Source organism: Streptomyces sp. NPDC102283 (assembly GCF_044766265.1).
Classification (GTDB): Bacteria; Actinomycetota; Actinomycetes; order Streptomycetales; family Streptomycetaceae; genus Streptomyces.
This window is the reverse complement of sequence record NZ_JBIWLQ010000028.1, coordinates 1-24,838: the sequence shown is the minus strand read 5'-3', so window position 1 is coordinate 24,838 and position 24,838 is coordinate 1. Positions and strand designations below refer to the sequence as shown.

General features: G+C 73.4%; 16 protein-coding genes and 1 tRNA gene. 13 read left to right on the top strand and 4 right to left on the bottom strand.

Annotated features, from left to right (window positions below; translation table 11 throughout):
- The first annotated feature begins 78 nt into the window (after positions 1-78).
- A complete protein-coding gene (locus tag ACIRJT_RS35960) occupies positions 79-477 on the top strand; it encodes an MmcQ/YjbR family DNA-binding protein (protein ID WP_403918007.1) in 399 nt (132 codons plus the stop codon).
- Positions 478-562: 85 nt separating this feature from the next.
- On the opposite strand, the gene ACIRJT_RS35955 is transcribed toward ACIRJT_RS35960, so the two are convergent.
- The gene (locus tag ACIRJT_RS35955; protein WP_403918006.1) at positions 563-1,465 is read right to left on the bottom strand and encodes a transketolase family protein; all 903 of its coding nucleotides are present in this window, start codon (positions 1,463-1,465) and stop codon (positions 563-565) included.
- Positions 1,466-1,543: 78 nt separating this feature from the next.
- Positions 1,544-2,254: a transketolase gene (locus tag ACIRJT_RS35950; protein ID WP_403918003.1), complete on the bottom strand. Its 711-nt coding sequence runs from the start codon at positions 2,252-2,254 to the stop codon at positions 1,544-1,546.
- A 127-nt stretch (positions 2,255-2,381) separates the two neighbouring features.
- Here ACIRJT_RS35950 and ACIRJT_RS35945 point away from each other — a divergent pair.
- A tRNA-Pro gene (locus ACIRJT_RS35945) sits at positions 2,382-2,455 on the top strand.
- A gap of 252 nt (positions 2,456-2,707) precedes the next feature.
- Here ACIRJT_RS35945 and ACIRJT_RS35940 read toward each other — a convergent pair.
- Positions 2,708-3,475 (bottom strand): dienelactone hydrolase family protein, encoded by a 768-nt coding sequence (locus ACIRJT_RS35940; RefSeq protein WP_403918001.1) that lies wholly within the window; start codon positions 3,473-3,475, stop codon positions 2,708-2,710.
- Positions 3,476-4,436: 961 nt separating this feature from the next.
- Here ACIRJT_RS35940 and ACIRJT_RS35935 point away from each other — a divergent pair.
- The 5 genes from ACIRJT_RS35935 to ACIRJT_RS35915 all read left to right on the top strand — a co-directional run bounded on the left by ACIRJT_RS35935 (position 4,437) and on the right by ACIRJT_RS35915 (position 9,991).
- On the top strand, positions 4,437-5,087 hold the full coding sequence (locus ACIRJT_RS35935) for a type III effector protein (RefSeq protein ID WP_403917998.1): 651 nt from the start codon (positions 4,437-4,439) through the stop codon (positions 5,085-5,087).
- 129 nt (positions 5,088-5,216) lie between these two features.
- Positions 5,217-7,142: a molecular chaperone HtpG gene (gene htpG / locus ACIRJT_RS35930; RefSeq protein WP_403917996.1), complete on the top strand. Its 1,926-nt coding sequence runs from the start codon at positions 5,217-5,219 to the stop codon at positions 7,140-7,142.
- A 103-nt stretch (positions 7,143-7,245) separates the two neighbouring features.
- Positions 7,246-7,674, top strand: a complete 429-nt coding sequence (locus tag ACIRJT_RS35925) for a hypothetical protein (RefSeq protein ID WP_403917995.1) — start codon at positions 7,246-7,248, stop codon at positions 7,672-7,674.
- A 633-nt stretch (positions 7,675-8,307) separates the two neighbouring features.
- Positions 8,308-9,345 carry an alanine racemase gene (locus ACIRJT_RS35920; protein ID WP_403917992.1) on the top strand — a complete coding sequence of 346 codons (1,038 nt, stop codon included), beginning with the start codon at positions 8,308-8,310 and terminating at the stop codon, positions 9,343-9,345.
- 46 nt (positions 9,346-9,391) lie between these two features.
- Positions 9,392-9,991: a WD40 repeat domain-containing protein gene (locus ACIRJT_RS35915; protein WP_403917990.1), complete on the top strand. Its 600-nt coding sequence runs from the start codon at positions 9,392-9,394 to the stop codon at positions 9,989-9,991.
- Between the two features lie 42 nt (positions 9,992-10,033).
- Here ACIRJT_RS35915 and ACIRJT_RS35910 read toward each other — a convergent pair whose 3' ends face one another.
- Positions 10,034-10,738 carry a GPR1/FUN34/YaaH family transporter gene (locus ACIRJT_RS35910; RefSeq protein WP_403917988.1) on the bottom strand — a complete coding sequence of 235 codons (705 nt, stop codon included), beginning with the start codon at positions 10,736-10,738 and terminating at the stop codon, positions 10,034-10,036.
- Between the two features lie 319 nt (positions 10,739-11,057).
- On the opposite strand from ACIRJT_RS35910, the gene ACIRJT_RS35905 reads away from it, so the two are divergent.
- From ACIRJT_RS35905 to ACIRJT_RS35880, 6 genes are all read left to right on the top strand, one after another.
- Positions 11,058-11,918, top strand: coding sequence for a DUF4132 domain-containing protein (locus tag ACIRJT_RS35905; protein WP_403917985.1), 861 nt, complete (start codon positions 11,058-11,060; stop codon positions 11,916-11,918).
- A complete protein-coding gene (locus ACIRJT_RS35900) occupies positions 11,915-17,134 on the top strand; it encodes a hypothetical protein (protein ID WP_403917982.1) in 5,220 nt (1,739 codons plus the stop codon). The genes ACIRJT_RS35905 and ACIRJT_RS35900 overlap by 4 nt, the downstream gene beginning before the upstream one ends.
- Positions 17,131-18,366 carry an AAA family ATPase gene (locus ACIRJT_RS35895; RefSeq protein WP_403917979.1) on the top strand — a complete coding sequence of 412 codons (1,236 nt, stop codon included), beginning with the start codon at positions 17,131-17,133 and terminating at the stop codon, positions 18,364-18,366. Before ACIRJT_RS35900 ends, ACIRJT_RS35895 begins: the two co-directional genes overlap by 4 nt.
- A 3-nt stretch (positions 18,367-18,369) precedes the next feature.
- Positions 18,370-22,287 (top strand): DUF5682 family protein, encoded by a 3,918-nt coding sequence (locus ACIRJT_RS35890; RefSeq protein WP_403917978.1) that lies wholly within the window; start codon positions 18,370-18,372, stop codon positions 22,285-22,287.
- Positions 22,284-24,143: a hypothetical protein gene (locus ACIRJT_RS35885; RefSeq protein WP_403917976.1), complete on the top strand. Its 1,860-nt coding sequence runs from the start codon at positions 22,284-22,286 to the stop codon at positions 24,141-24,143. The genes ACIRJT_RS35890 and ACIRJT_RS35885 overlap by 4 nt, the downstream gene beginning before the upstream one ends.
- 63 nt (positions 24,144-24,206) lie before the next feature.
- Positions 24,207-24,545, top strand: coding sequence for an NIPSNAP family protein (locus tag ACIRJT_RS35880; protein ID WP_403917973.1), 339 nt, complete (start codon positions 24,207-24,209; stop codon positions 24,543-24,545).
- Positions 24,546-24,838 lie beyond the last annotated feature (293 nt).

The following is a 24,838-nucleotide window of genomic DNA, read 5'->3' as shown; positions in this document are numbered from 1 at the left end:
GCGTGGATGTCAGTGCGGGGCGTTACGGTCGAATCCCGGTGAGAAGCCGCCGGGGGCACCTCGAAACGGAGGCCCGGGATGACCGCCGACGCCGCGATCACCGCCGCCGATGTCCGCTCGGCCGCACTGTCCCTGCCCGACACCACGGAGAAGCTCGCCTGGGGCCAGCCCACCTTCCGGGTTGCGGGCAAGATCTTCGCCTCGCTGGGCGACGACGAGAGCGCGATGGGTGTGAAGTGCCCCCGGGAGGACCGTGCCGAGCTGATCGCCGCCGAGCCGGAGAAGTTCTTCATCCGTGAGGGGCACGACGACCACTACGCCTGGATGCGCGTCCGGCTGTCCGTCCTGGAGGACGCGGGTGAGCTGGCCGCCATCCTCGCCGACTCCTGGCGGCAGGTCGCCCCGCGCCGGCTGAGGGCGGCGCACCCGGAGCTGGGCGCGTCGGGGGGCGGGGCGGCGGGGGAGGGCGAGGGGTGAGAGGAGAGGGGCGGGGGCGGGATGGGAGGAGAAGAGTGAGGGAGGGGGGAGGGCGGCCGGGGCGCGCGGATGCGCGGTCCCGGAATCAGGAGCGCAGGAATCCGGTGATCTGCTTCCGCAGGCCCTGCGGGTCCAGACCGTGCGCCGCGAGGTGCTCCTCCAGTTGCCCGTACCGGCGCAGCTCCGCACGGCCCACTCCCAGCCCGAGCACCCGGTGGGGCAGGTCGATCAGCGCTTCGCCCGTCGCCGCGGCGGAGGTGCCCGCCAGATACGGCTCCACGATCACCACATCCGCGGTCGTGGCCGCACCGGCGGCCCGACGCACCCCCGCCGCGTCGAACGGCCGCACGGTCGTCGCGTACAGCACGGTGACGTCCACTCCTTCGGTCGCGGCGAGGACGTTGTCGAGCATGGGGCCGACCGCGATCACGATCCCGCGCCGCCCTTCGCGCACCACGGTGAACCCGGCCGTGCCGCTCACCGGCAGTGCCTCCCGGTTCGCCTGGAGGGAGAGGCGCACGTACACGCGGTCGTCGCCGGCGACCGACTCCCGCAGCAGGGCCTCGGCCTCGTCCGGATGGCCCGGAACGTGCACGGTCCAGCCGTCGAGCGTGTCCAGGAGGGCTACGTCACCGGGGGCCATGTGCGTGAAGCCCCCGGCCGGCCAGTCGTACGAGCCGCCGGCGCTCACCAGGATCCCACCGACCCCCTGGTGCCCGAAGTCCAGCTTGACCTGCTCGAAGGGTCGCTCGACCAGGAAGCTGGCGAAGGTGTGCACGATCGGCCGCATCCCCGTCAGCGCCATCCCGGCGCCGGCCCCGACCAGCAGCTGCTCCCGGATTCCGACGTTGATCACCCGGTCGGGGTGGGCGCGCCGGGCAGGGGCGAAGCCGTCGGCACTGATGTCGGCGAGGACGACGGCCAGCCGGGGCTCCTCGTCCAGGAGTCGCGAGGCGGTGCTGATGAATCGGTCACGCATGGTGTCCATGAAGGGGTCCCTCCTGGGGGCTCCGGTAGGCGAAGCGGCGGTCGCGCGGTGGTGGTCGTACGGGGGCGGTCGGCGGGGTCAGCTCTTGGGTTCCACGCGGGCGACGACGGCCAGTGGTTTGCCCGGGTGGGGCGCGGTGAACGCCGCGTACAGGGCTTCGTGGTCACGGCCGTCCACGGTCGCCGCCGCCCATCCGGCGGACGCGAAGCGGGAGGCGATCCCGCCGGGCCAGCCGTGGGTGGCGGACGCGTTGTCGATCACCAGCGTGTGGAGCTGTTCGAGCCCGGCCGGGCCCGCGTGGGCGATGGCCTCGTGATTGCTGCCCTCGTCCAGCTCGGCGTCGCCGATGAGAACCCAGACCCGGGGATCGGTGAGGCCCTGGGCGCGCAGCCCCAGCACGGTTCCGACGGCGAGCGGCAGCCCGTGCCCCAGGGAACCGCTGCCGATCTCCGCCCCCGGCACCAGCAGGCGGTCCGGGTGGTGGCCGAGAGGTGAGTCGTACGCTCCGAAGCCGGGCAGCAGCTCCTCGCCGAAGAAGCCGTGTGCGGCGAGGACGGCGTAGTAGGCCATCGGCCCGTGCCCCTTGGACAGCAGGAAGCGGTCCCGCCCGGGGGCGTCGACCGTGTCCGGTGTGACTCGGAGCACCCTGTCGTAGAGCACCCACAGGGCGTCGAGCGTGGAGTGGGCGGCGGGGGCGTGCTTCTCGGCGCCGGTCATCAGGGCGATCAGGCGGTCGAGGTCATGGAATTCGCGGAGGTCGCGTGCCGGCGCGGTGGTCGTGTTCGTCATGGCACCGAGCGTTCAACATCAAGCACGGTTGAGGTCAAGCCCGGAATGGTGTTGGTGACCACCCGCTGGAGTGCGGTATTGTTCTCATGCGCGTTCAGCCAGGGGAAACCCCAGGTCAGACGGGCAGCGGGACGTGGCGCAGCTTGGTAGCGCACTTGACTGGGGGTCAAGGGGTCGCAGGTTCAAATCCTGTCGTCCCGACTGGAGACAGTCGTTGATCAGGGCCGGTTTCGGAGCAATCCGAAACCGGCCCTTGGTCGTTTCCGGGGACCGGGCGGGGCCGGTTGAGGTCCTCCGGCGCCCTTGGACGGGGCAGCGGGTCATGGTGATGGGGCTCGGCAGTGACCGTGGTGTGTTGCGCGGCAGGTTGAGGGGGTCGAGAGCGCGCGCCGCCCCGGCCGCCGTGATCGTGTGGATATCCGGTGCTCCCGCCGGGCGGGGCGAGTGCGCGTGTCAGTGCCCGGCATCGGCATGCTTGCCCCGGTCGTGCCCCAGGTCCTCCGTCACGGGCAGGCACTCGGCGAGGAGGTCGACGATGTCGCGCCAGGCTCGCTGCGCGTGCCGTGGGTGGTGGCCGACGCCGGGGACCACAGGGTGGCCGACCGGCGGGTGGTGGAAGGCGTGCAAGGCGCCGCCGTAGACCGTGAGGCGCCAGTCGACGCCCGCGGCCTGCATCTCGGCGGCGAACGCGTCCCGTTGTGCGGGCGGCATGATCGGGTCCTCCGATCCGGCCCCGGCCCACACCGGGCAGCGAATGCGCGCCGCCTCGCCCGGTCGGCCCGTGGTAGGTGCGTTGACCGTCCCGATCGCGCGCAGGCTGACGCCGTCGCGCCCGAGTTCCAGCCCGACGGCACCCCCGGTGCCGTAGCCGACGGCGGCGATCCGGTCGGGGTCGGTCCGCGGTTCGGCGTGCAGCACGTCGAGCGCCGCATGGCCGATGCCCCGCATCCGGTCGGGATCAGCGAGCAGCGGCAGACAACGGGCCAGCATCTCCTCGGGGTCGTCCAGATAGCGCCCGCCGTGAAGGTCGAAGGCCAGTGCCACGTATCCCAGTTCGGCGAGAGCGTCGGCCCGGCGGCGTTCGACGTCGCTGAGCCCCGTGCCCTCCGGCCCGAGCAGCACAGCGGGCCGGCGGTCGACGCCGGCCGGGAGCGCGAGGTGCCCGATCATCGTCAGACCATCGGCCGGATACTCGACCGTACGCGTGCTGATCGTCGTCATGAGACCGGACTGTAGTGACCGTCGCGCCCGGTCCGGCTGGTGTTCTGCGGCTGGCAGAACGGCGCGGGTATCCCTCCGAAACACGGCGAGTGCTTTCGAAACCGCGGCGAGTGCTTTCGAACCACGGCGAGTGCTGACGAGAACCCTCACAATCCTCGTCCCTCCCGGCGGCAGCGCCATCGGATCACCTGCCCGGGCCACGGTGGTGGAGGCCGGCCCTCGAAGCGGGATTCTGGGGGTACACCAGCCCGCTCGGGCGACGCTGGCCCCGATCAACGCGGTGATCACGTCGGGCGGGTCCGCGGCGGTGGTATCAAGGCGCCGCGAGAGGTTGTGGGCGAAGTAGCGGTTGGCGCCGAGGTGGTCGAGCCGCACGTCGCCGCGCAAGTGGCGTCGTTCGAGAGAGTCCAGGTAGCCGACGGCGATCTGGACGGGGGTGAGGTCGTCGCCGGGCCCCGTGACGCGTGCCGTCACGGCGCTTGCGGGCCGGGCGTGCCGATGCGCGCGGTCGGGTGGGTGCTGATCCGGGACGGTGGTCGGTGCCGAGGCCGGCGGTGATGGTCGGGATGGACGCCGGCCCGCCATGTGGACCGCGTGCCATGCCCCGGCCGGATTGACGGTGGCCCCGCCAGGCCCCCGGAGGGTGACGCGGTCGGGGACCCCGTCCACGTGGCGTGTGACCGTCACCGCCCCGCTGGGGCAGACGACCAGTTCGTCGCCGGCGGGAGCGCTGTAGGTGTCCATCGGCATCGCCGACGGCTTCGACCGGGCCCCGGTTCCGTCAACTGCTGCGCCATCCGGCCCATCTCACGGAAGAAGTCGGTGCGCGTCAGCATGGTGGAACACCTCCAGCAGGTTTGAGCCATGGCCGCCAATGGGCTGCACTGACACCGTTGCGATGCGTCGTCCAATGGACGACAATCCTGATGTCATCGACCCGCTGACAGGACGGGGGAGGCCCGTGAACGCAGCAGACCAGCCGTCCGCGGCCATAACCGGCGCCCACAGCCCGGCGTCCTTCATCGCTGCCGCGGCGGCCCTTGCGGCCATGGACGACGCGCTGCGCGACGCGCAGCGCGAGTCCCCCGACGCCGTAGGCCCCGGCCCCGAGCAGGCGCTGGCCTCCCTGATGCTGCTGCGGCGGGTGCGCGAGCATCTCGCCGGTTGGGAAACCGGCCTGATCGAAACCGCTCGCGGCGCGGGCGCCAGCTGGGCCGACCTCGCCCGCCCTCTCGGTGTCGCCAGCCGCCAGGCAGCCGAACGCCGCTACCTGCGAGGCCGCCCCGGCACCGCCGGAGCCACCGCCGAGCAGCGCGTGGCGGCCACCCGCCAGGCAAGAGCAGCCGGTCGCGCCACCGCCGGCTGGGCCCGCGCCAACGCCGCAGAACTGCGCTGTCTCGCCGGGCAGATCACCGCGCTCGCCCACCTCGCGCCCGACGCGCGCTCGGCCCAGACCGCCCTGCACGCTGCTCTCGGCACCGCCGACGCCGCCGAACTCATCGCCCCTCTGGACGGCATGCGCCCCTACCTCGATGCCCGCCACACCGGTCTTGTCGCATCGCTGGATGCCCTCGACGCCCGGCGCACGACCACAGCCGCCGGAGATGACTGACTCCCACCACCCAGAGGCGCACCATGCGGGTGCGATCCGGCTCGCGCCGAACCACGTCGGTGACGGTCAATGGTCCGTCCCGGCCCGACTCCACGTCCCTTCATGACGTTCCCACAGAAAGAGATCCACATGAGCAGCAGTGTCGAGACGCTGGAATTCCAGGCGGAGACCCGCCAGTTGCTCCGGCTGGTGATTCACTCGATCTACTCGAACAAGGACATCTTCCTGCGCGAGCTGATCTCCAACGCCTCCGACGCCCTGGACAAGCTGCGGCTGGAATCGCTGACCGACTCCTCTCTCGCCGAGACCGATCCGGCCGACGCCGACCTGCACATTTCCCTGGAGGTCGATGCGGAAGCCCGCACGTTGACCGTCCGTGACAACGGGATCGGCATGACCCGCGACGACCTGGTGGAGCTGATCGGCACGATCGCCAAGTCCGGCACCGCCGGCTTGCTGGAGAAGATCAAGGACTCTCAGGACGCCGCCACGGCGGAGAGTCTGATCGGGCAGTTCGGCGTCGGCTTCTACTCGGCTTTCATGGTCGCCGACAAGGTCACCCTGCGCACCCGGCGGGCCGGCACCGACACCGGCACCCGGTGGGAGTCCGACGGCGAGGGCACCTACGCCATCCAGACCGTCGACACACTCCCCGTGGGCACCTCGGTCACCCTGCACCTGAAGCCGGCCGACAACGAGGACGGACGCGCCGACTACCTGTCCGAGCCGAAGATCCGTCAGATCGTCAAGCAGTACTCGGACTTCATCCGCTGGCCCATCCGCATGGCCACCGAGCGCACCGCCGCTGATGGCGCTATCACCCGCGAGACCGACACGCTCAACTCGATGAAGGCCCTGTGGGCCCGGCCTCGCACCGAGGTGACCGAGGACGAGTACAACGAGTTCTACCAGCAGATCAGCCACGACTGGCTGCCCCCGGCCGAGACGATCCACATGCGCGCCGAAGGCACCTTCGAGTACGAGGCGCTGCTGTTCGTCCCCTCGCAGGCGCCCTTCGACCTGTTCTCCCGCGATACCAAGCCCGGCGTGCAGCTGTACGTCAAGCGGGTGTTCATCATGGACGACTGCGAAGCGCTCATGCCCAACTACCTGCGCTTCGTCAAGGGCGTCGTGGACGCCCATGACCTGTCCCTGAACGTCTCGCGCGAGATTCTCCAGCACGACCGCCAGATTCACGGCGTGCGCCGACGCCTGGTCAAGAAGGTCCTCGGCGCTCTCAAGGACATGCAGTCCAAGGACGCCGAGCGCTACACGAAGGTGTGGGAGCAGTTCGGCCGAGCCCTGAAGGAAGGCCTGGTCGAAGACACGGACAACACCGAAGCCCTGCTTCAGCTGGTGTCGGCGGCCTCCACCCACGATCCCGACAGGACCACCACCCTGCGCGAGTACGTCGAGCGGATGAAGGACGGCCAGGACACCATCTACTACCTGACCGGCGAGAGCCGCGCGATGGTGGAGAACTCCCCGCACATGGAAGCCGTCGCCGCGAACGGCTACGAGGTCCTGATCCTCACCGACCCCGTCGACGAGGTGTGGGTCGACCGGGTCCCGGCCTTCGACGGCCACCCGCTGCAGTCCATCGCCAAGGGCCAGGTCGACCTCGGCGAGTCCCCCGACGGCGAGAAGGAAGCCGACGCCGCCAAGGCCCAGCGCGAGGAGGACTTCGCCGCCCTGCTGCCCTGGCTGACCACCGCCCTGTCCGAGCAGGTCAAGCAGGTCCGTCTGTCATCACGTCTGACCACCTCGGCAGCCTGCATCGTCGGCGACGCCCACGACGTGACGCCGACCTTGGAGAAGATGTACCGGGCCATGGGCCAGCAGATGCCCACCGTCAAGAGGATCCTGGAGCTCAACCCCTCACACCCGCTGATCACCGCCCTGCGCACAGCACACAACGCGGACGCCGACGACCCCGTACTCCCGGAGGTCGCCGAGCTGGTCTACGGCAGCGCACTGCTCGCCGAGGGAGGCGACCTGCCCGACCCGGCCCGCTTCACCCGACTGCTCGCCGACCGTCTGGCCCGCGCCCTGTAGCCACAGGCGAGGCCCGGCGCAGATGAGCCGCCTGCGTCGGCGCCCCGGACGGGGCACCGACGCAGGCGGTTGAGTGTCGGTAGGGCACGGCACGGTAACGGCCATGACCGCCACCGCACACGAAACCGTCCGCGATGCCGGACGGGCCCTTGGCATACCCGACCCGGTGACCGAGGCGTTCGTCCGCCTCCTGCGCCCCTGCGTCTACCCCTGCCTCTACGAGCAACTGCCGGAAGAGTCGCGAAAGCACGCCGGTCCAGCCGCCCGGGCAGGCGGGTCTGCCCATCTGCCGGTGGATGTGGTCGTGCCCGCGTACGTGCCGCACCTGGTGACCGTAGACTGCGCCGCCATACCCACCGACGTCCTCGACATCGACTTTCCCGCCGACGGCCATGTGGCGATCCTCGCCGAGATCACGGACCAGGACGCGGGCTTCGCCATCCACGTGCCGGCGGGGACCGAAACCGTCGAACGCCGCCCTCGGGAGACAGAGCCGGACGCGCTGAAGCCTTGCGCGTCGTTCCCGCTCTAAGCGGTACCCGGAACCACCCTGCCCGGCCATCTCCACCGGTCACGTGTGGCGGAAGCGGTCGACTACGCCGAGGGGGACGCCGAGCGGGCCCGCCTCGCGGACGAGCTGATCGACGAGATGAGGGCGATACTCGCCGTGCGCTGGGGCTACGGCATCCAGCTCGGCGGTTTCTCCCCTGCCTGGCACGACCCATTGGAGGACCGAGGGGACGTACTGTTCGTGTCCATCCCGGAGAGTGCGGTCTTCGGCGGGGACTGCAACACCCTGGTCTCGGGGTCTCGGGGTCTCGGGAGCAGATCGCCGAGCGCCGGTACGACGAACTCGCATTCGAGGCCGAATCCTGACCGGAGAACCGGAGAACCGGAGAACCGGACAACGGCGTCGAAGACCAATCAGGCAGCGGTTACTGACCTTGCTTGCGAAGTGTCGCCGTGGGGGTTCGCGCAGTGCGGTGCCGGGCGAGGCAACTGTCGAAGACGCCATGTCGAAGACGGAGTCGGGTGGCTTCGCTCTCCGCCCGTAATCTTGTGGCGGTCCCCGCTTCATCAGGCTGATGCGACGGCCAGGGGGCGGACCTGTCAGGAGCGGGAGCGGGCCTGAGCAGACTGAGCAGAAGGCGAACGAGGAGCGGCTGTGACACTGACACTCTCTATCGACGTCGCCCGCTGGCGGGAACACCAGCAAGCGGTCGTGCGGCAGTTCCCAGGGCTCGTGCCGGTCTGCAAGGGCAATGGCTACGGCCTGGGACAGCTCCGGATCGCGCAGGAGGCGAAACGGCTCGGCGCGGGTGTCATCGCCGTGGGCACCGTCCGGGAAGCCGCGGAGATTCAGCACGTCTTCGACGGGGACATCATGGTCCTGACGCCCGGTCCTGCTCCCGATGATGTGGTGCTGCCGTCGCACCGGGTCCTGACAACCGTTGCCACGGTGACGGCGGCTCGCGAACCGGCGGGCGCCCGCACCGTCGTCAAGCTCCGGTCCGCCATGCGGCGTCACGGGATCACCGAGCAGGAGCTGCCCGCTCTGCGCGGGGCGATGGAGCACCTGCGGTGCGAAGGCTTCTCCCTCCACTTTCCCATCAACCGCCCCCGGCCGTACCGGCCCGAGACCGAGGCCGCCGACTGGATCGACCGACTGCAATCGGCTGGGCTGCCGGTGCGCACCTTGTTCGTCTCCCATCTCTCGGCGGACGAACTGTCCTGGCTGCGCCACCGCCACCCGGACACGGACTTCCGCCTGCGCACCGGAACGCGGTTGTGGCTGGGCGGCCGAGACGTCACCGAGTACCGTTCCACGGTCCTCGAAGTGAGACCCGTGGACGCCGGGGAACGCTTCGGCACGGCACAGGAGAGGGCCAGGTCGAAGGGGCACCTGGTCGTCGTCGCCGGCGGGACGTCGCACGGCATCGGGCTGCGGGCCCCCCAGGTCCTGCACGGGCTGCGACCACGTCTCCGGCACCTCGCCGGCGCCATCCGCGCGGCAACCGACCGGCATCTCTCCCCGTTCGTCCACGCTGGAGAGAGGCGCCCCTTCGCGGAACCACCCCACGCGCACGAGTCGGTCCTCTTCCTGCCCGACGACCTGTCGCCGCCCGCCTCGGGCGACACCCTGCTGGCACAGGTGCGCTACACAACAACCCGGGCCGACCGCGTCGTCGAACGCACCCCTTGATACTCACGGGCCGCAGCACCCCGCCGCCCGCGTCGGTCACCCGGGCGTGGTGTGGACGCGGAGTGAGCGGCCATCGGCCGTCGCGCGGCGGCCGGGCGCAGCGGGTCACCGGCGAGAGGGGCGCGGGAAGCCGGTTCCACGTCCGGTGCCCTTCTGCTGGACGAGCTTGCGTGCCGTGCTCTCACGCGGAGAGCGCTGCACCGTGCACGTCCTGCTCCATGTGATCGCGGGCAGCGAGGACGGCACGGTACGACTGTGGGACCTGCTATCCGGAGAACAGCGGGGCGAGCTGCCGACCGGATCAGGCGAACGGGTGAGGGGATTGGTGTTCAGCCCCGACGGACGTTCGTTGGCGGCGACGAACAGGGATGGTGAGGCAACGTCGTGGGATCCGGCTTCTGGCCGGCGGCGAAGCGTGCCACTGACCAGTCGGACGAGCGAGGTGGTGTCGCCGACGTGCGGTCCGGACGGGAAGACCGTGGCCTCCGGGCATCAGGACAGCACGGTGGGACTCCGGACCACGGCTCGTCCCGGCACAGCGGAATCGATCGATCAGATCTGCCGGGCCCTCCGCCGGGACTTCACCCAGGAGGAACGCTCCCGGTACCTCCGAGGAATGCGAACCGACCCTGTCTGCCCCCGATAGCGACGAACGGCGTGCGTATCCGCACCGCGTGCGACACCGGGGTCACAGCTGGTGGCGGACACCGGCCTCCTGCTGGGCCTCGGTGAGCTGTTCGCGCAGATCGCCCTCGATGGACTCGCGTGCCTTGCCGCGGCGGAAGAGTGGCAGCACGGTGCGTTGTTTGCCGTCCTCGACGAGCAGGGCGAGCCCGCCGTAGAGCGCGAAGACCCCGATGCCGAGGCCGGTCCAGCCCGCCGCGATCTGGAAGGTGTTCCCGAGGCCCGCCTCGTAGAGGCCTGTGAGGGCGAAACGCACCGCGGTGAGGACGAGCAGGACGGCGAACAGTGGCTTGGACTGCGCGGCGGCCCCGGCGAGCGCGAGCACGAACGGGACGAGCGCCAGGAGGAAGACGGCCTGGGCCACTACCGGCTTGCCGGGCGGGGAGTCCAGCGACGTCACGCTCGTACCCGCCCAGGCGGCACCGAGCAGCAACAGCGCCGTGCCGGCGCCGGCGTCGCGGGCCAGGAAGGCGAAGATCCCGCCGACAAGCTGGAGCGGCACCACGAAGATGAGGACGAGGAGCAGAAGGATGCTGCTCTGCGCGGCCGGTACCCAGCCGAGTTGCAGGGAGGACAGGACTGTGCTCCCCATGCCGAGGGCGAAGAAGCCCAGCGGTAGCGGGCTGGCGATCGGGCGCAGCACGATGCGTGTCACCGAGCCGGTCGTCAGCGGTTCTTCGGGGCCGTTCGGGCCGGAATCCTGGGGCACCGGGCAAGCGTACGAGCTCTTGGCCGGTTCCGTTTCCCCCGGGCGGGCTTCAGAGCCACTTCGGCGCCGGCTTCAGGGCCACTCCGGCGCGGGAGTCCGGGCCGAAGTGGCGAGGTTCTCGGCGCCCTCGGCCCGGCTGCGGGCACGACAGGAGCCCTTCTGGGACCCGGGTCGCGGGGGCGATGCGGAGGGCGTCCGAACGCATTGTCACTGGGGCCGCTTAGAGTCTCTCCCACTCGTCACGGCGTGTCGCCGTCGACGGGTCTCATCAGCGTGCCACCGGTTCGGCGGCCGTTCGGAAAACAGGGGAGAACAGCGCATGGGGTGGGTGTCGGCAGGCGACTACGAAGTCGCCCTGGAGTCGGGCAAGGTGGTCTGCCGCAACGGGAAGGGGCGGCGGCTGAAGTCCGTTCCGGCCAAGTTGAAGGACGACCCGGCGGTCGTCGGTCTCCGGCAGTTGACCGAGTGGCTGGAGCGGCACGAACGTCGGTGCCTGACCGACGTCGAGCAGTGGATGGTGCGTTCGCTGCCCGTTCCCACGGCCGTGCTCGCCCGGGTCTGGCCCGACCCGGCGTGGCAGGCGGCCCTGCGGGACGTGGTCGTCACCGGCGCCGGCGGCGGGGTCGCGGGGTTCCTGCGCGATGTCGATTCCGAGCGTGGTCTCGGCCTCGTCGACCTGGACGGTGACACGGTCCGCATCACCCCCGACGTGGTCAGCGTGCCCCACCCGGTCCTCCTCGACGACCTCGACGAGTTGCGGGAGTTCGCGGTCGAACTGGGGGTGGGCCAGAACGTGGAGCAGCTGTTCCGCGAGGTGTGGCACCGCCCGCCGGGCCTCGCCCCGGAGACCACTTCCGTGGATACCTACGCCGGCGGCGTGTTCAAGGAACTGCGCTTCCTGCACGGCCGCGTCACTCAGCTCGGGTACCGGTCCCGCGGGGGTTACGCGGTCTGCCCGGTGGTCGAGGACGGCGCCACCGCCGAGGCGCGCATCTGGATCGGCGAGCACGACGGATACGACGAGTACGGCACCGAGACGGGCCCCCTGGGCTGGACCGACCCCTCGGGGCGTGCGCTGACGGTTGCCGAGGTCGGCCCCGTGGCGTGGTCGGAGGGCATGCGGATGGCGGCGGCGCTCTACGCCGGCCGCGACGTCGAGGACGAGGAGCGGGCGGCATGAGCATCACGACGACGAACACTGACGCGAACACGGCGGCAGCGCACGCGAACACGACGGCTGCGGACGCGGCGGTCCTTCCCGGCCAGGTCCGGGACCAGAGCACCTCCGGCTCCGCGGCCGAGGCCCGCGCGACGGCCCTGCTGGACGCGGGCGCGGTCCTCCCCGCCGGCACCACCGACCGGGACGACGCCGACGCGCTGACCGCCCGCACCTACACGCACACCGCCCTCGGCGACCGCCCCGTGATCCGGCTCGTGCCCGGCACGCTCGGAGAAGCCGAGGACCTGGCCCTGGAGTTCCTCGGGCTGGCCCGGACCGCCGAGGCCCCCGTCGTGGGTCAGGTGCGCCGCGAGACGCTGGGCTTCCCGGCCTGGGCGCTGGTCAACGACCCGGCCAACGGGCACCACGCCCTGGCCCTGGTCAAGGACATCGAGCGGCTGGGCCGGCAGGCCAAGGGCCGTGCCGGAGCGGCCAAGGAGGGCTTCGACGCACTCGGCGCCCGGCTCGGCCGGGCCGTGCCCCACTTCCTTCCCACCTACTACGAGCAGGTGGCACGTCTCTTCCTCCAGGCAGAGAACCCCACCTACGCCGCCTCCTTCTTCGGCAAGGCCCGCGAAGCCGAGCGGGTCCACGGGCTGGTCGTGGACGAGGAGCGGCAGCGGGCCGTCTTCCTGGAGTTCGCCCTCGTCGGCGCGCTGACCGTCAAGGCGCTCCGGCAGTACGTACGGGACCTGGTGGCGCGGCTCGCCCCGGCGGACGCCTGGGCGCAGTTCCGCCGTCTGCTGGTCGAGCGCTGCGCGGCCGGCATGCCGCCGTACGCGGCTCTGCCGCAGGACGTGCGTGCGCTGGTCAAGGCCGCCGGGCTGGACCGCGAGGCCGCCGAACGCGAGCTGGTGGCCGATCTGATCGGCTCGCCGGGAGTCGTCCGCGCCCCCGCCTCCTTCTGGGAGACCTATCGCTCCTCGCTCATCGACCTCGCGCGACGGGACGCGGCCGTGAAGGCCCGGCTCCTCGGCTTCTTCCCGGAGACCTTCGGCGAGAGCGGCCGGGACGCGGACGGCGCACCGGGCTGGCTCGCCCTGCTGGCCGAGTCCGGCGCGGACGAGCTGCTGACCGCCCTCCCGGACACCTCCGGCGACCCGGCCTCCGACTCCGCCGCCCCCGCCGCGCCGTCCGTCTCCCCGGCGGACTGGCTCGCACGCTGGGAGGCACACCGCGGGCGCAGCCGGGTCACCTCGGGCCGCTGCCCGGGGACCCTCGGCCTGGTCGCCCGGATGGCGGACCGGCTGCGCGCCGACGGGCACCCCGTCGAACTGTTCCAGGGCCGCTGGCAGCGCACCGCCGACCTGGACCTCCTCGACCTCTGCCTGGCCTCCGGCATCCCCGTCGCCGAGCCGGACGACCAGGACGCGGGGACCGCGCGGTCCCTCGGATTCCCGATCGGCCCGTGGCTCACCGACACCACGCCCGGCGCGCGGGATCTCACCGCCGTCGCCGAGCGCCCGTTCTTCCGCGCCCTGCTGAGCCGGAACATAGGGAACCTCGGCGACGGACACCGCCAGCGGCTGAGCGACGCCGGCCTGGCGAAGGTCGCGGCGCACCCGGTGCTCTCCGTCGTCCTGCGGGAGTGGCTGACCGCCCGCGCCGAGGAGTACGCGGCCGCGCGAGGGCTCCCCGGGCTGCGCGCCGCTCTCAACAGGCTCTCGTCGTTCGGTTCCGTGGTCGCGGACGTCGCCCCGGAGGCCGTACGACTCATCGAGGGCCACGACGTCGTGCCGCTGCTCGCCGCCACCCTGCGCGCCGGCGTCCTCGACGAGTTGGGCTGGCCCGCGCTCGACGAGACCTACGCCGAACTGGCCGCCGAGGCCGCGGCCGCCGGGCGTCAGCGACACAACAGGCGGGAGACCGCCGGCGTCACCGGCGCCTGGCCCGCACTGATCCTCAACACCGTGGAGCGGGCCGTCGTCATCGGCCCGGAAGGTGTCCTGCTGCGGCACACTCTGCGACTCCCCGCCGGCATCGACCACTGGCGGACGATCGCCCTGCGGTACGTCGACGGCGAGTTGCTGGTCATCTGGTGGGAGGACGGCAAGCAGCGCGGATACTGGTCGCACCGCCCCGCCGAGGTGTTCCCCGTCGGCGGCGAACAGCTCCCGCGCTGGGGCGGCTCCGGCCCCTCGGACGAGGTCTGCCTGCCGCTGCCCGGCGGCGGCCGCGCCACGGGCGGCAAGGCCCTGCACGCGGGAGACACCTCCCTCCCGCCTCAGCGCGCCGTCATCTCCGACGGCACCGGCCACTGGCGCGAGGGCCACCAGGGCACGCAGCGGGTGTGGCTGGAGTACGACCCGGTCGGCGGCACGCACGGCCGCGCGTCCCTCCCGGCCTTCCTCCGCTCAGGCGTGCGGGACGGCGCCCGGCTGCTCGCCGAGCACTGCCAGGTGCTGCCCCTCCAGCCCGGCCTGGAGACCACCCCGTTCGGCACGGACGGCACGGTTCTCGGCCGCTGGGTCCGTCGCACGGTCACCGAGCCCGGCACGGCCGCCCCCGCCGACGGGCACCGCACCGTCGCCGGCACCCCGGACGGCCACACGGTCACCCTGCCGCACCCGCTGCCCGGCGGGGGCTCCCCGGTGCCGCTCGGCGCCCTCGCCCTGCCCGGCGGGTCACGGCTGATCGCGGCCCTGAACCACCGCTCCGTGGAGGCGCACCCGGCGGACACCGACGGCACCGGCGGCAGGCTGTGGTCCGTCACCACCGACTCCTCCGGCGGGAACGACGCGGCGGGCACTCCCTATGTGCCTCCCGTCTCCTACTGGCACGCCCTGCGCCCGAGGGACGAGCGGGGCTCCATGGCCCTGCGGAACCTGACGGACTCCCGGGCGGAGGAACTGTTCAACGAGGTCGCCGCCGCGGTCGTCCGGCACCTGGAGGCGTTCCGGGCCGTCGAGGAGTACACCGGGCCCTCCTCGCGGGAGCTGACCGAGGAGGCCGCCGCCCGGGTGCTGCCCGAGGTGTCCGACGCCCGGCTCCTCGCGGGCGTCACCGCGCTCGTCCGCGATGCGGTGGACCGGGCCGTCTCCGCCGCCCGGTACGTGGAACCGCCCGAGCCCGTGCAGCCGGCCACCCCCCGGGACACCGCGCGCACCAAGGGCATGTTCTTCGACCACGAGCCCGAGCACGGCGACGACACGACGCTGCGGGACGCCTCCGCCTGGGGATCCGAGCGGATGCACGGCACCTGGTGGGGAGGCGGGAAGCGGTGGACCGCGATCCGGCAGATCCTCGCCGTCAACCATGTCCTCGGCGGTGAGCCGGCGTTCGGCCCGCCCACGCCGTCGAAGGTCCCGTTCACCTCTGTGGACGGCTGGCAGCGTGACGAGTACACCGTGCCCGGCGACTCCCTCACCTGGACCTCCGTCCTCGACAAGCTGCCCGAACTGGCCTACCGGGCGGCCTCGGCGGCCACCTCCCCCGAACACCGCACCGGCCTCCTCGTCCTGCTGGAAGCCCTCGCCGCGGGCCCGCTGGCCGACCCGGCGGGCACGGTCAGGCTGGTGGATCTCGTCGAGCCGCTCGGCGGAGTGGCTCCCGGGCGCGGCCGTCCCGAGGCCGTGCACCGCCTCGGCCAGGTGCTCCGCAAGGGCGCCCGGACGGTCGTTGTCCTCGCCGACCGCGGCCGGAACACCCGGGACGACGCGGCCTGCTGGATCGCTCTGGACCACGACCCGAGCGGCGCCTTCGGTCCCGTCCCCGGCTTCACCCTGGACCGCGAGCGCGTTCACCGGCAGGGCATCGCCCGCGACCGGCTCACCCAGCTCACCGCCCTCGTACGGGAGCAGGGCCCGGCGCCCTGGCGCCCGGAGGCCGCCGAGGCGTTCCACACGGCCACCGGAATCGGTTCCCTCCAGTCCACCGCCCTGCTGTCGGCAGCCGTCCAGGAGACCGGCGCCGAGGCGCTCGCGCTGCTCGGCGCGAAGACACGTGTCTTCGAGGAGGCGCAGGCGAGGCTGGACGCCCTGCCGCGCGACGACCGGCACGCCCTGCTCCGGGCGCTGCTGCCCGAGGACCCTGCCGAGCTGTGGTCCGCGGGCCCCGACATCCGCGCCGCCGCCGAGGTCTGGCAGGAGCGCCTGGCCTCCCTCGTACGCGTCCCCGAAGAACTGGACCTCGACCTCTCGGGCGCCACCTCGGGCGCAATCGACCTGGTCCTCAACGCCGCCTCCCGGACCTGGCTCGCCCACGGCACCGCCGTCCAGGACGGCACCGGTCGCCCGGGCCTGCGCGTGGCGGGCGCACGCGGGACGGTCGCCTCCGCCCTGACCGCTCTGTCCACCCTCGCCTACGCGCTGCCGTACGGGCACCCTCTGCGGGCGCACCTGCCCATCGGGCTCGCGGCCCTGCGCGACCGCCTCGCCGACCCGGACCTGGTGCTGGACCTCGGTCTGCACTGGACCGAGTCGGGAGGCCCGATCGGCGCCACGGTCCGCGCCGCCCACGGGCTCCCCGAGTCCGGCGGCGCCGAAGCCGACGGACTGGTCCGGGCCGGCGCGGCGCTGCTCCTCGCCCCCGGCTACGGCAACAACGAGAAGCTGCTGATCCGCCCGGCGGGCCTGGCAGGCCCCGACGACCCGGCGTTCGGCCTGGTCGAGGGCACCGTCGCCAGTCACGGCACCGGCGATCTGCTCGCCCTGCGCGCACTGCTGGGTGAGGAGGCCGACGCCTTGGCCTCCTCGGGCGCCCCGGACGGCGCCCCACCCCACCCGGCCCAGGACCCGACGCGGACGGTGCCGGAGCTGGTGGCCGAGGCAGCCGACGCCCTCGGCCTGGGCGCGGACGCCGCAGCCCTCTATCTGATGCTGCTCGCACTGCCCGATCCCACGGACCGCAACTGCGTCCGCTGGACCGAGTGGAAGCCCGCACGGATCAAGAAGGCCCGGGCGGAACTCGCCGCCACCGAACTCGTCGTGGAGGCGAAGCGCTCCCGCGCGGGCCGCACCCTGTTCCTCCCCTGCGGCTGGCTGGAACGCGGCACCCCCGGACTGCCGCTGGAGACCTGGAAGGAACGCCTGTACCCCGTGGCAGGGTCCGCCCGGACCCTGCCCCACCTCCCGGTGTCCGCGCTGTTCGCAGCCGCCTGGGCACGGGTCCGCGGCGGCGACGCCCCCGCCTTCGAAGAACTGGACACCCGCACAACCCGGAAGGGCCGCCGCCGATGACGAACGACACCACGACCAGCACCACGACCAGCACGGACAGCACCACCACGGGCGCCGTGCCGGGCCGGGCGACGGCGCCCGGCCGGGAGCACCGCCAGATCACGCTCCCCGAGGACCGGTACGCCACCGAGCTGGCCTTCCTCGCCGCCCACGACCCCGGGCCCCGCCCGCCCGGCTGGCTGCTCACCCCGCGCGCCGTCGTCACCTTCGTGACGGGCAGCGCGGGCGAGACACTGGGCCTGCCCAAGGGCGCCGGGCCCGGAGCCGGGGTGCCGCGCCGCCTGGTGATCGAGCAGAAGTTCGTCGGCGAACGCGCCCTGGTCGAACGGTGCGTGGTCACCCTCGCCGGGGAGCGCGGACTCCTCCTCGTGGGGGAACCGGGCACCGCCAAGTCGATGCTCTCCGAACTGCTGTCGGCGGCCGTCTGCGGGACCAGCGCGCTCACCGTGCAGGGGACCGCGGGCACCACCGAGGACCAGCTCAAGTACGGCTGGAACTACGCGTTGCTGCTCGCCCAGGGACCCACCGAGCAGGCCATGGTGCCCTCTCCGGTACTCGCCGCCATGACCCGGGGGGCCGTCGCCCGCGTCGAGGAGGTCACCCGCTGCCTGCCGGAGGTCCAGGACGCACTCGTGTCGCTGCTCTCCGAGCGGCGGATCGCGGTTCCCGAACTCGCGGGCGGCGAGGGCGCCCAGGTGCACGCGGCGCCCGGATTCACGCTCATCGCCACCGCCAACCTGCGGGACAAGGGCGTCTCGGAGATGTCCGCCGCGCTGAAGCGGCGCTTCAACTTCGAGACCGTGGGCCCCATCGGGGACGTGGACGCCGAGACCGCGCTCGTACGGCGCCAGTCGCGGGCAGCCGTCGAACGGGTGGGCGCGGCCTACCAGGTGGACGACGCGGTCCTCGAAGCCCTGGTCACCGCCTTCCGGGACCTCCGCGAGGGCCGCTCCGCGGAGGGCTGGGAGGTCGAGCGTCCCTCCACGGTGATGAGCACGGCGGAGGCGGTCTCCGTCGCGGGCTCCCTGGGCCTGGCCGCCGCCTACTTCCCCGGCGACCGGGACGTGCTCTCCCTCCTGCCCGGCCATCTTCTCGGCGTCGTCCGAAAGGACGACCCCGCCGACGCGGCACGGCTGCTGGGCTACTGGGACGGGCCGGTACGCAGGCGCGCAGAGCAGGGGGCTGCCACCTGGCGTGCCCTGTGGGACCTGCGCGCGGTGCTGGAGAGCTGACGGATGAGCGAATCGACCATCCCCGGGACACGGTCCACCACGGAGGCGGTGCCCACCGCGGAGGTGGCACCCACCGCCGACGCGTCGGCCGCCTCTTGGGAGCAGGGACCGACGGCCGGGCCCGCCGCCCAGGAAGTCGGGCCTGCCGTCTCGGCGGCAGGCCCCGTCTCCCCGGAAGCCGGTCCCGTCATCTCGGAAGCCGCTGTGGCGGCCCTCGCGGCGACCGGCCCGGGGCTGCCGTTCCTGATCGGGGTGCGCCACCACGCGCCCTCACTGGCGGCCGCCCTCCCGGCGCTGCTGGACGCGGCGGCCCCCGACGTCCTCCTCGTCGAGCTGCCCGCCGAGTTCCAGCCGTGGCTGGGCTGGCTCGCCCACGAGGAGACCGAGGCCCCGGTGGCACTGGCCGCCGTACCCGCCGCCGGGCCCGGACCCGGCTCGGCAGGCGAACGGGGGCCGGCCTTCTACCCGTTCGCAGACTTCTCGCCGGAGCTGGTCGCTCTGCGCTGGGCGGCGAGGAACGGAGTCCCGGCGGTGGCCTGCGATCTGCCGCTGGCCGACCGGGCGTGGGCGGAGGGCGGCCCCGACGCCACCGCACCCCTGCCCGGGGCCGACTCCGTACCCGGGCCGGGGGAGGGGCGCGGGCTGTCCGCCGCGCTCCGGTCGCGGCTCACCGGGCGGGACGGCGACGACCTGTGGGACCGGCTGGTGGAGGCCCTCGCACCCGGTTCGACACCCGAGGCGCTCCGCCGCGCCGCCCTGCTCACCGGCTGGGCGCTGCGTTACGAGACCGAGGCGCGGGGCGGCGTGCAGGGCACGGATCTGGTGCGCGAGGCGTGCATGCGCCGCCATGTCGCCGAGGCCCTGGCGAGCGGGCGTCGGCCGGCCGTGGTGGTGGGAGCCTTCCACGCCCCGGCGCTGCTGCCGTCCGCCGCCGAGGCCATCGGAGGTCCCGCGCCGGGCGGGACCGAGGCGCCGGACGCACCGGAAGCACCAGCGGTGCCGGAACGCACCGCCGCGCCCGGGTCGGGTACGGACAGCCACACGCACGGGACCACCGGGGCGACGGAGTGCACGGTCTCCCTGGTCCCGTACACCTACCCGCTGCTCGACTCGCGCTCCGGTTACCCGGCCGGCATCCGGGACCCGGAGTGGCAGCACACCGTCCTGGACGCCGCCGGGGATCCGGCGGCGCTGCACGAGGCGCTGATCCGCACCGCGGTCCGCGTCTGCGCAGCCCTGCGTGAACAGGGCCACCCGTACGGCCCGGCGGACGGCCGGGAGGTCGTCCGGGTGGCCGCCGACCTGGCCCGCCTGCGTGGCCTTCCCGCCCCGGGCCGCGGTGAACTCCTGGAGGCCGTACAGACGGTGCTCGGGCGCGGCGAGACCTACGGCACGGGCCGCGCCGTCGCCCACGCCCTCGAACGCGTACTGGTCGGAGCCCGCACCGGTCGGCCCGCCCCCGCCGCTCCGCGCAGCGGACTGGCCCCCGCCGTGGAGGCCGAGACCGCGGCGCTCGCGCTTCCCGGGCCGGAGGACGCGCACGAGAAGACACCGTGCGACCTCCGGCTCGACCCGGCGCGCTCCACCCTGGACCGACGCCGCGAGCTGCTGCTGCGCAGGCTGAGGGTGTGCGGCATCCCCTACGCGCAGGAGCAGGGGGTGTCCGGCGCGGCGGGCGGCGAAGGGCTCACGACGCGCTGGCAGGTGCGGTGGACCCCGGCGACGGCCGCGATGCTCACCGCGGCCGGGGTCCGCGGCGTCACCCCGGCCCAGGCGGCCGAGGGCGTGCTGCGCCGGCGGCTCGCGGCCGAGCGCGCCGAGGGCGGCCCGACGGCCGCCCAGGTCGTCGGCGGCCTCGCGGAGGCCGCCGAGTGCGGGCTCCCCGCCCTGGCCGACGAACGCCTGGCGGAACTCGCCGCCGTGCTCCCCGCGAGCGGTACCCTTCCCGAACTCCTCGCCGGGCTCGACCTGCTGGACCGCGTCGACGCCGGCCACCTGCCGGGCCTGGCCGCGCCGGACGGATCCCCCGCGCCGGACGCCACCGCGCGTGCCGCCCGCACCGCGCACGCGGCCGAACTCCTGACCTCGGCCGCGGTACGTCAGGTCGACGGCCTGACCGGCTCCGACGACCCCGAGGACGCCCGGGCGCTGCTCGAACTGGCCCAGCGGGCCGACCGGGTGGGCGGCATCCGGCTCACCGACGCCCTCGCCCGACTGGCCGCCGACGGCACCCCGTTGATCGCCGCCGCAGCCGGAGCGGTCAGGGTGCTCACGGGCCAGGAAGAGGCGGATTCCTTCGGGGGGCGCGTGGCCTCCTGGGTGGACGGAGCCGTGGACAGCGTTTCCAGGGCCGCGCTCACCGCCCGCCTCACCGGTGTCCTGACGGTGGCGGGCCCGCTCCTGACCGTTGGCGCAGGTGCCCTGGACCCGCTGCTGCACCGGGTCGTCGAGCTGGACGACACCGCGTTCCTGGCCCGGCTGCCTGCCCTGCGGGGTGGCTTCGACACCCTGAGCCCGGCCGCCCGGGACCGCCTGCTGGACACCGTCGAGGAGCGGCTCGGCGAACGGGTGGCCACCCTCGACGCGGACGACCCGGGCGAGCTGGCCCGCCGGACGGCGGCCGACCTCGCGGCCCGCGAACTCCTGACCGGCCTCGGCCTGCCCGTCCCCCCACCCGCGCAGGACGACCGGATCCCACCGCAGCCCGGCCGCCCCACCGCCGTACCCGACACCGAGGCGGCACCCGCCCCCTTCACCGAGGCGGCACCCGCGCCCGGGCGCTCCGTCGATTCGGCCCCCGCGCGTACGCTCGCGCCCGCCGACCGCTGGCGGCTCGTACTCGGCCGCCGTGCCGACCAACTGCCCTCCGGGGCCGCCCGCCTGGCGACCGCTCTGGACGAGCTCTACGGCGCGGGGCACGGCGAGGGGGCCCGTGGCGGTCTGCCCGGTCGGGGTGGCTCCGGACCGCGCGGCGGCCGGGAGCCGTCGTTCCCCGGCGTCCGCGAGTGGTCCGAGGAACTGGCCGCGCTGTTCGGCCCCGGCGTCCGCGAGGAGGTCCTCGCCGCCGCGGCCGTGACAGGACGGCAGGACGTCCTCGCCGAACTCGACCCGGCGGCCGCGACTCCCTCCGTGGAACTGCTCCGGACGATCCTGCGGTACGCGGGCGGGCTCCCCGAAGCCCGTCTCGCGGCGCTCCGGCCCCTGGTCCGCCACCTGGTCGACGAACTGACCCGGCAGCTCGCCACCCGGCTGCGCCCCGCCCTCACCGGCACGATGTCGGCCCGGCCCACCCGCCGCCCCGGCGGGAGGCTGGACCTGCCGCGCACCCTGCGCGCCAACCTGGCCACCGCCCGCCGGACGGCCGACGGAACGATCCAGGTGGTCCCGGAGAAGCCGGTGTTCCGCAGTCGCGCCCGCCGGTCGGCCGACTGGCGCCTGATCCTGGTCACCGATGTCTCCGGATCCATGGAGTCGTCCACGATCTGGTCCGCGCTGACCGCCTCCGTGCTCGCCGGGGTGCCGACTCTGAGCACCCATTTCCTGGCCTTCTCCACGGAGGTCGTCGACCTCACCGGTCATGTGCACGATCCCCTCTCCCTCCTGCTGGAGGTGAGCGTGGGCGGGGGCACGCACATCGCCGCCGGGCTGCGGCACGCCCGCAGCCTGATCGAGGTGCCCAGCCGCACCCTCGTCGTCGTCATCAGCGACTTCGAGGAGGGTGCGCCGCTCGCCGGACTGCTGGCCGAGGTGCGGGCTCTCGTGAACACCGGCTGTCATGTCCTCGGGTGCGCGAGCCTCGACGACGCCGGCCGGCCCCGCTACTCGACCGGCGTCGCCGGGCAGCTCGTGGCCGCCGGCATGCCCGTGGCAGCCCTCAGCCCACTCGAACTGGCCCGTTGGATAGGGGAGAAGACCGCATGAACGAGGATCGGTTGCCACCCGTCGCGCCGGAGGTCACGGCCACGCTCGTGGAGAACCTCTCGCCGCGGCTGCGCAAGCGGCTGGACGCGGCGGTCACCAAGCTCGGCGCCCGCCCGACGCGCCGCGACGCGGACACGGTGACGATCGAGGTCGACGACGAGACCGAGCTGCGCCTGCACGCTCCGAGCGGCGTGGTGGCGACGACGGACGCCATCACCTGCGGATGCCTTCTCGCCCCGGCGTGCGTCCACCGCGCGGCCGCCGCCTGCGCCGCCCCCGCGGCGGACCCGCCCCCGGAGCCCGCCGACCAGCCCCCCGCGGCGGCCCCCGAACCCGCCTCCGTAACGGACCCCGCCTCGGTGACGGACCCCGCCTCCGCGACCGACCCCGCCTTCGTAGCCGACCCCGACCCCGCCCCCGAAGCCGCCTCCCCGCCCGAGCTGGCGAGCCCGGATCAGCTTGCCGCCGCCGAGGCGCTGTGGGCGGCGGGCGCCGCCGTGCTGGAGGCCGGCGTCGACGGGGCCGGTGCCGTCGCCCAGTCGGCCCTCCTCCGCGCCGCGCACACCGCCCGGCTCCGGCAGCTGCCGCGTGCCGCGGGCGCCGCGCTGTCCGTCGTCACGCTGCTGCGCGCGGCCCGCGTCGGCGACCCGGCCTACCGCACCGCCGATCTCGTCACGGCCCTGGCCGAACTCCTGGGGACCGCACACCGAGCCAGGACGGCGTCCGGGGCGGAGCTGGCCGCCGTCCGGGGCCGCGCGCGCCGTCCGTACAGCCCGGACGGTTCGCTGCGCCTGTACGGCCTGTTCACCGAACCCGTGGTCACCGACTCGGGTCACGGCGGCGTCCGCACCTGGGTCGCCGGATCCGACGGCCGCCTCTTCACGGTCGGCGACGTGGCGCCCGGAGGCGTCGGGCGCGCCCTGGGCGTGGCCGACCGCGCCGTGCGCCTGGGGGACAGCGCGCTCACCCATCGGGAGTTGGGCCGGGCCGGCCTGGCGGTCGCCGGGGCGACGGTCTCGCCGGACGGCAGGCTGGGAGCGGGGAAGAGCGTCAAGGCCGTAACCGCCAGGGGTGCGGCGTGGACGGAGCCGCCGCTCGCGGCCTTGTGGGAGACGCCGCCGTCCGAACAGGCCGCCCGTGCCCTGGGGTCCGTCTCGCGCTACGCGGACCCCGACGGCGGCGGCAGCGACCTGCTCTTCCTGGAGGTCGAAATCCTCGGCGCGGTACAGGAGTCGGGTGGCTCCTGCCTGCTCGCCCGGTGCGAGGGAGGCGGTCACGTCCGGCTCACCGTCGCCGACGACGACCCCGCGCTGGCCCACCGCGACAACGTGATGCTGCTGGCCACGGCACCGGGGACACGGCTGAGGGTCATCGGCCGCCTGGTGCCCGCCCCTCATCCCCGGCTCACCCTCCTCGCCTGCTCGCACCCCTCCGGCGAGGGCACGATCGACCTCGGCTTCGACCGCCTGCGCCGTGCGGACCTCCCGGACCCGAACGCCCCCGTGCACCCGGCTCCGCCCCGGCCCAGAGGGGCCGGCGCGCACTCGCCCCTGTACCTCCTGGAGCGTCGGGTGGAACAGACGGTCCCGGCGGGCCGCGCCGCTCTCGGCGTGCTCGGCGACGTCACCGCCGAGGCCCGCCGGATCCGCCGCGCGGGTCTCCCCACGGCCGCCGGGCTCCTCACCGCCCTGTGTGCATCGGCGGCCCGACGCGACCGCGATCTGTTCGGCCGCCTGCTCCCTGCCGACATCGACGGCTTCGCCATCCACTGGCTGGCCGCCGCCCGCTACACGGCTGCCGTGGCCGAGTCCCTGTGCTCGGCGGCCTGGGACCCGGCGAAGGAGGGCGTTCGATAGGTGTCACTTGGCCCGGCCACCCCGGCTCACGAGGTCCGAACCGGCACACGGCATCATGCGGGCATGATCACCATTCACCTGAAGTACGAGATCGACGCGGACAAGATCGAGGACTTCGAGGAGTACGGTCGCCGCTGGGTCCGGCTCGTCAACCGTTTCGGCGGAACGCACCACGGCTACTTCCTGCCCAGCGAGGGCGACAGCGACATCGCCTACGCCCTCTTCTCCTTTCCCAACCTGGCCGCGTACGAGCAGTACCGCACGGACAGCACGTCCGACCCGGAGTGCCAGGAAGCGTTTCGGCTGGCCAGGGACACCCGCTGCATCAAGCGGTACGAACGCCGCTTCCTCCGACCGCTCGACGGCCTGCCTCAGGGCGGGCCCCCAGAGGGGGTCATCTAGGGCGTGTTTCGACAGTAGCGCCGTCCGCCCGGAGGGCGGGCGCGGCGGCGTCCGGTGCGTGCGATCGCAAGGCGGAGGGTCGCCCCGATACTGGATGTATCGGGGCGATCCCGACAACGTGGCGAGGGATGGGGCCTCCCCTGCTCGAGCGAAGCCGAGAGCCTGGGGAAGTGCCAGGCGCCGCCGAGCAGGCGGGATTTTCGAAACACGCCCTAGTCTTCTGAGTCAGGAATTCTGTTCAGATGTATAGGCTTGGTCTGTGGCGCGTACTGGGCGGCCGAAGGCCGAGTTGA

Excerpts from the sequence above, each read along its gene's own strand:
- ACIRJT_RS35960 (WP_403918007.1), top strand. The coding sequence starts at position 79 with ATGACCGCCGACGCCGCGATCACCGCCGCCGATGTCCGCTCGGCCGCA.
- ACIRJT_RS35890 (WP_403917978.1), top strand. The coding sequence starts at position 18,370 with ATGAGCGAATCGACCATCCCCGGGACACGGTCCACCACGGAGGCGGTG.
- htpG (WP_403917996.1), top strand. The coding sequence starts at position 5,217 with ATGAGCAGCAGTGTCGAGACGCTGGAATTCCAGGCGGAGACCCGCCAG.
- ACIRJT_RS35940 (WP_403918001.1), bottom strand. The coding sequence starts at position 3,475 with ATGACGACGATCAGCACGCGTACGGTCGAGTATCCGGCCGATGGTCTG.
- ACIRJT_RS35955 (WP_403918006.1), bottom strand. The coding sequence starts at position 1,465 with ATGGACACCATGCGTGACCGATTCATCAGCACCGCCTCGCGACTCCTG.
- ACIRJT_RS35905 (WP_403917985.1), top strand. The coding sequence starts at position 11,058 with ATGGGGTGGGTGTCGGCAGGCGACTACGAAGTCGCCCTGGAGTCGGGC.
- ACIRJT_RS35880 (WP_403917973.1), top strand. The coding sequence starts at position 24,207 with ATGATCACCATTCACCTGAAGTACGAGATCGACGCGGACAAGATCGAG.
- ACIRJT_RS35900 (WP_403917982.1), top strand. The coding sequence starts at position 11,915 with ATGAGCATCACGACGACGAACACTGACGCGAACACGGCGGCAGCGCAC.
- ACIRJT_RS35925 (WP_403917995.1), top strand. The coding sequence starts at position 7,246 with ATGACCGCCACCGCACACGAAACCGTCCGCGATGCCGGACGGGCCCTT.
- ACIRJT_RS35950 (WP_403918003.1), bottom strand. The coding sequence starts at position 2,254 with ATGACGAACACGACCACCGCGCCGGCACGCGACCTCCGCGAATTCCAT.
- ACIRJT_RS35895 (WP_403917979.1), top strand. The coding sequence starts at position 17,131 with ATGACGAACGACACCACGACCAGCACCACGACCAGCACGGACAGCACC.
- ACIRJT_RS35885 (WP_403917976.1), top strand. The coding sequence starts at position 22,284 with ATGAACGAGGATCGGTTGCCACCCGTCGCGCCGGAGGTCACGGCCACG.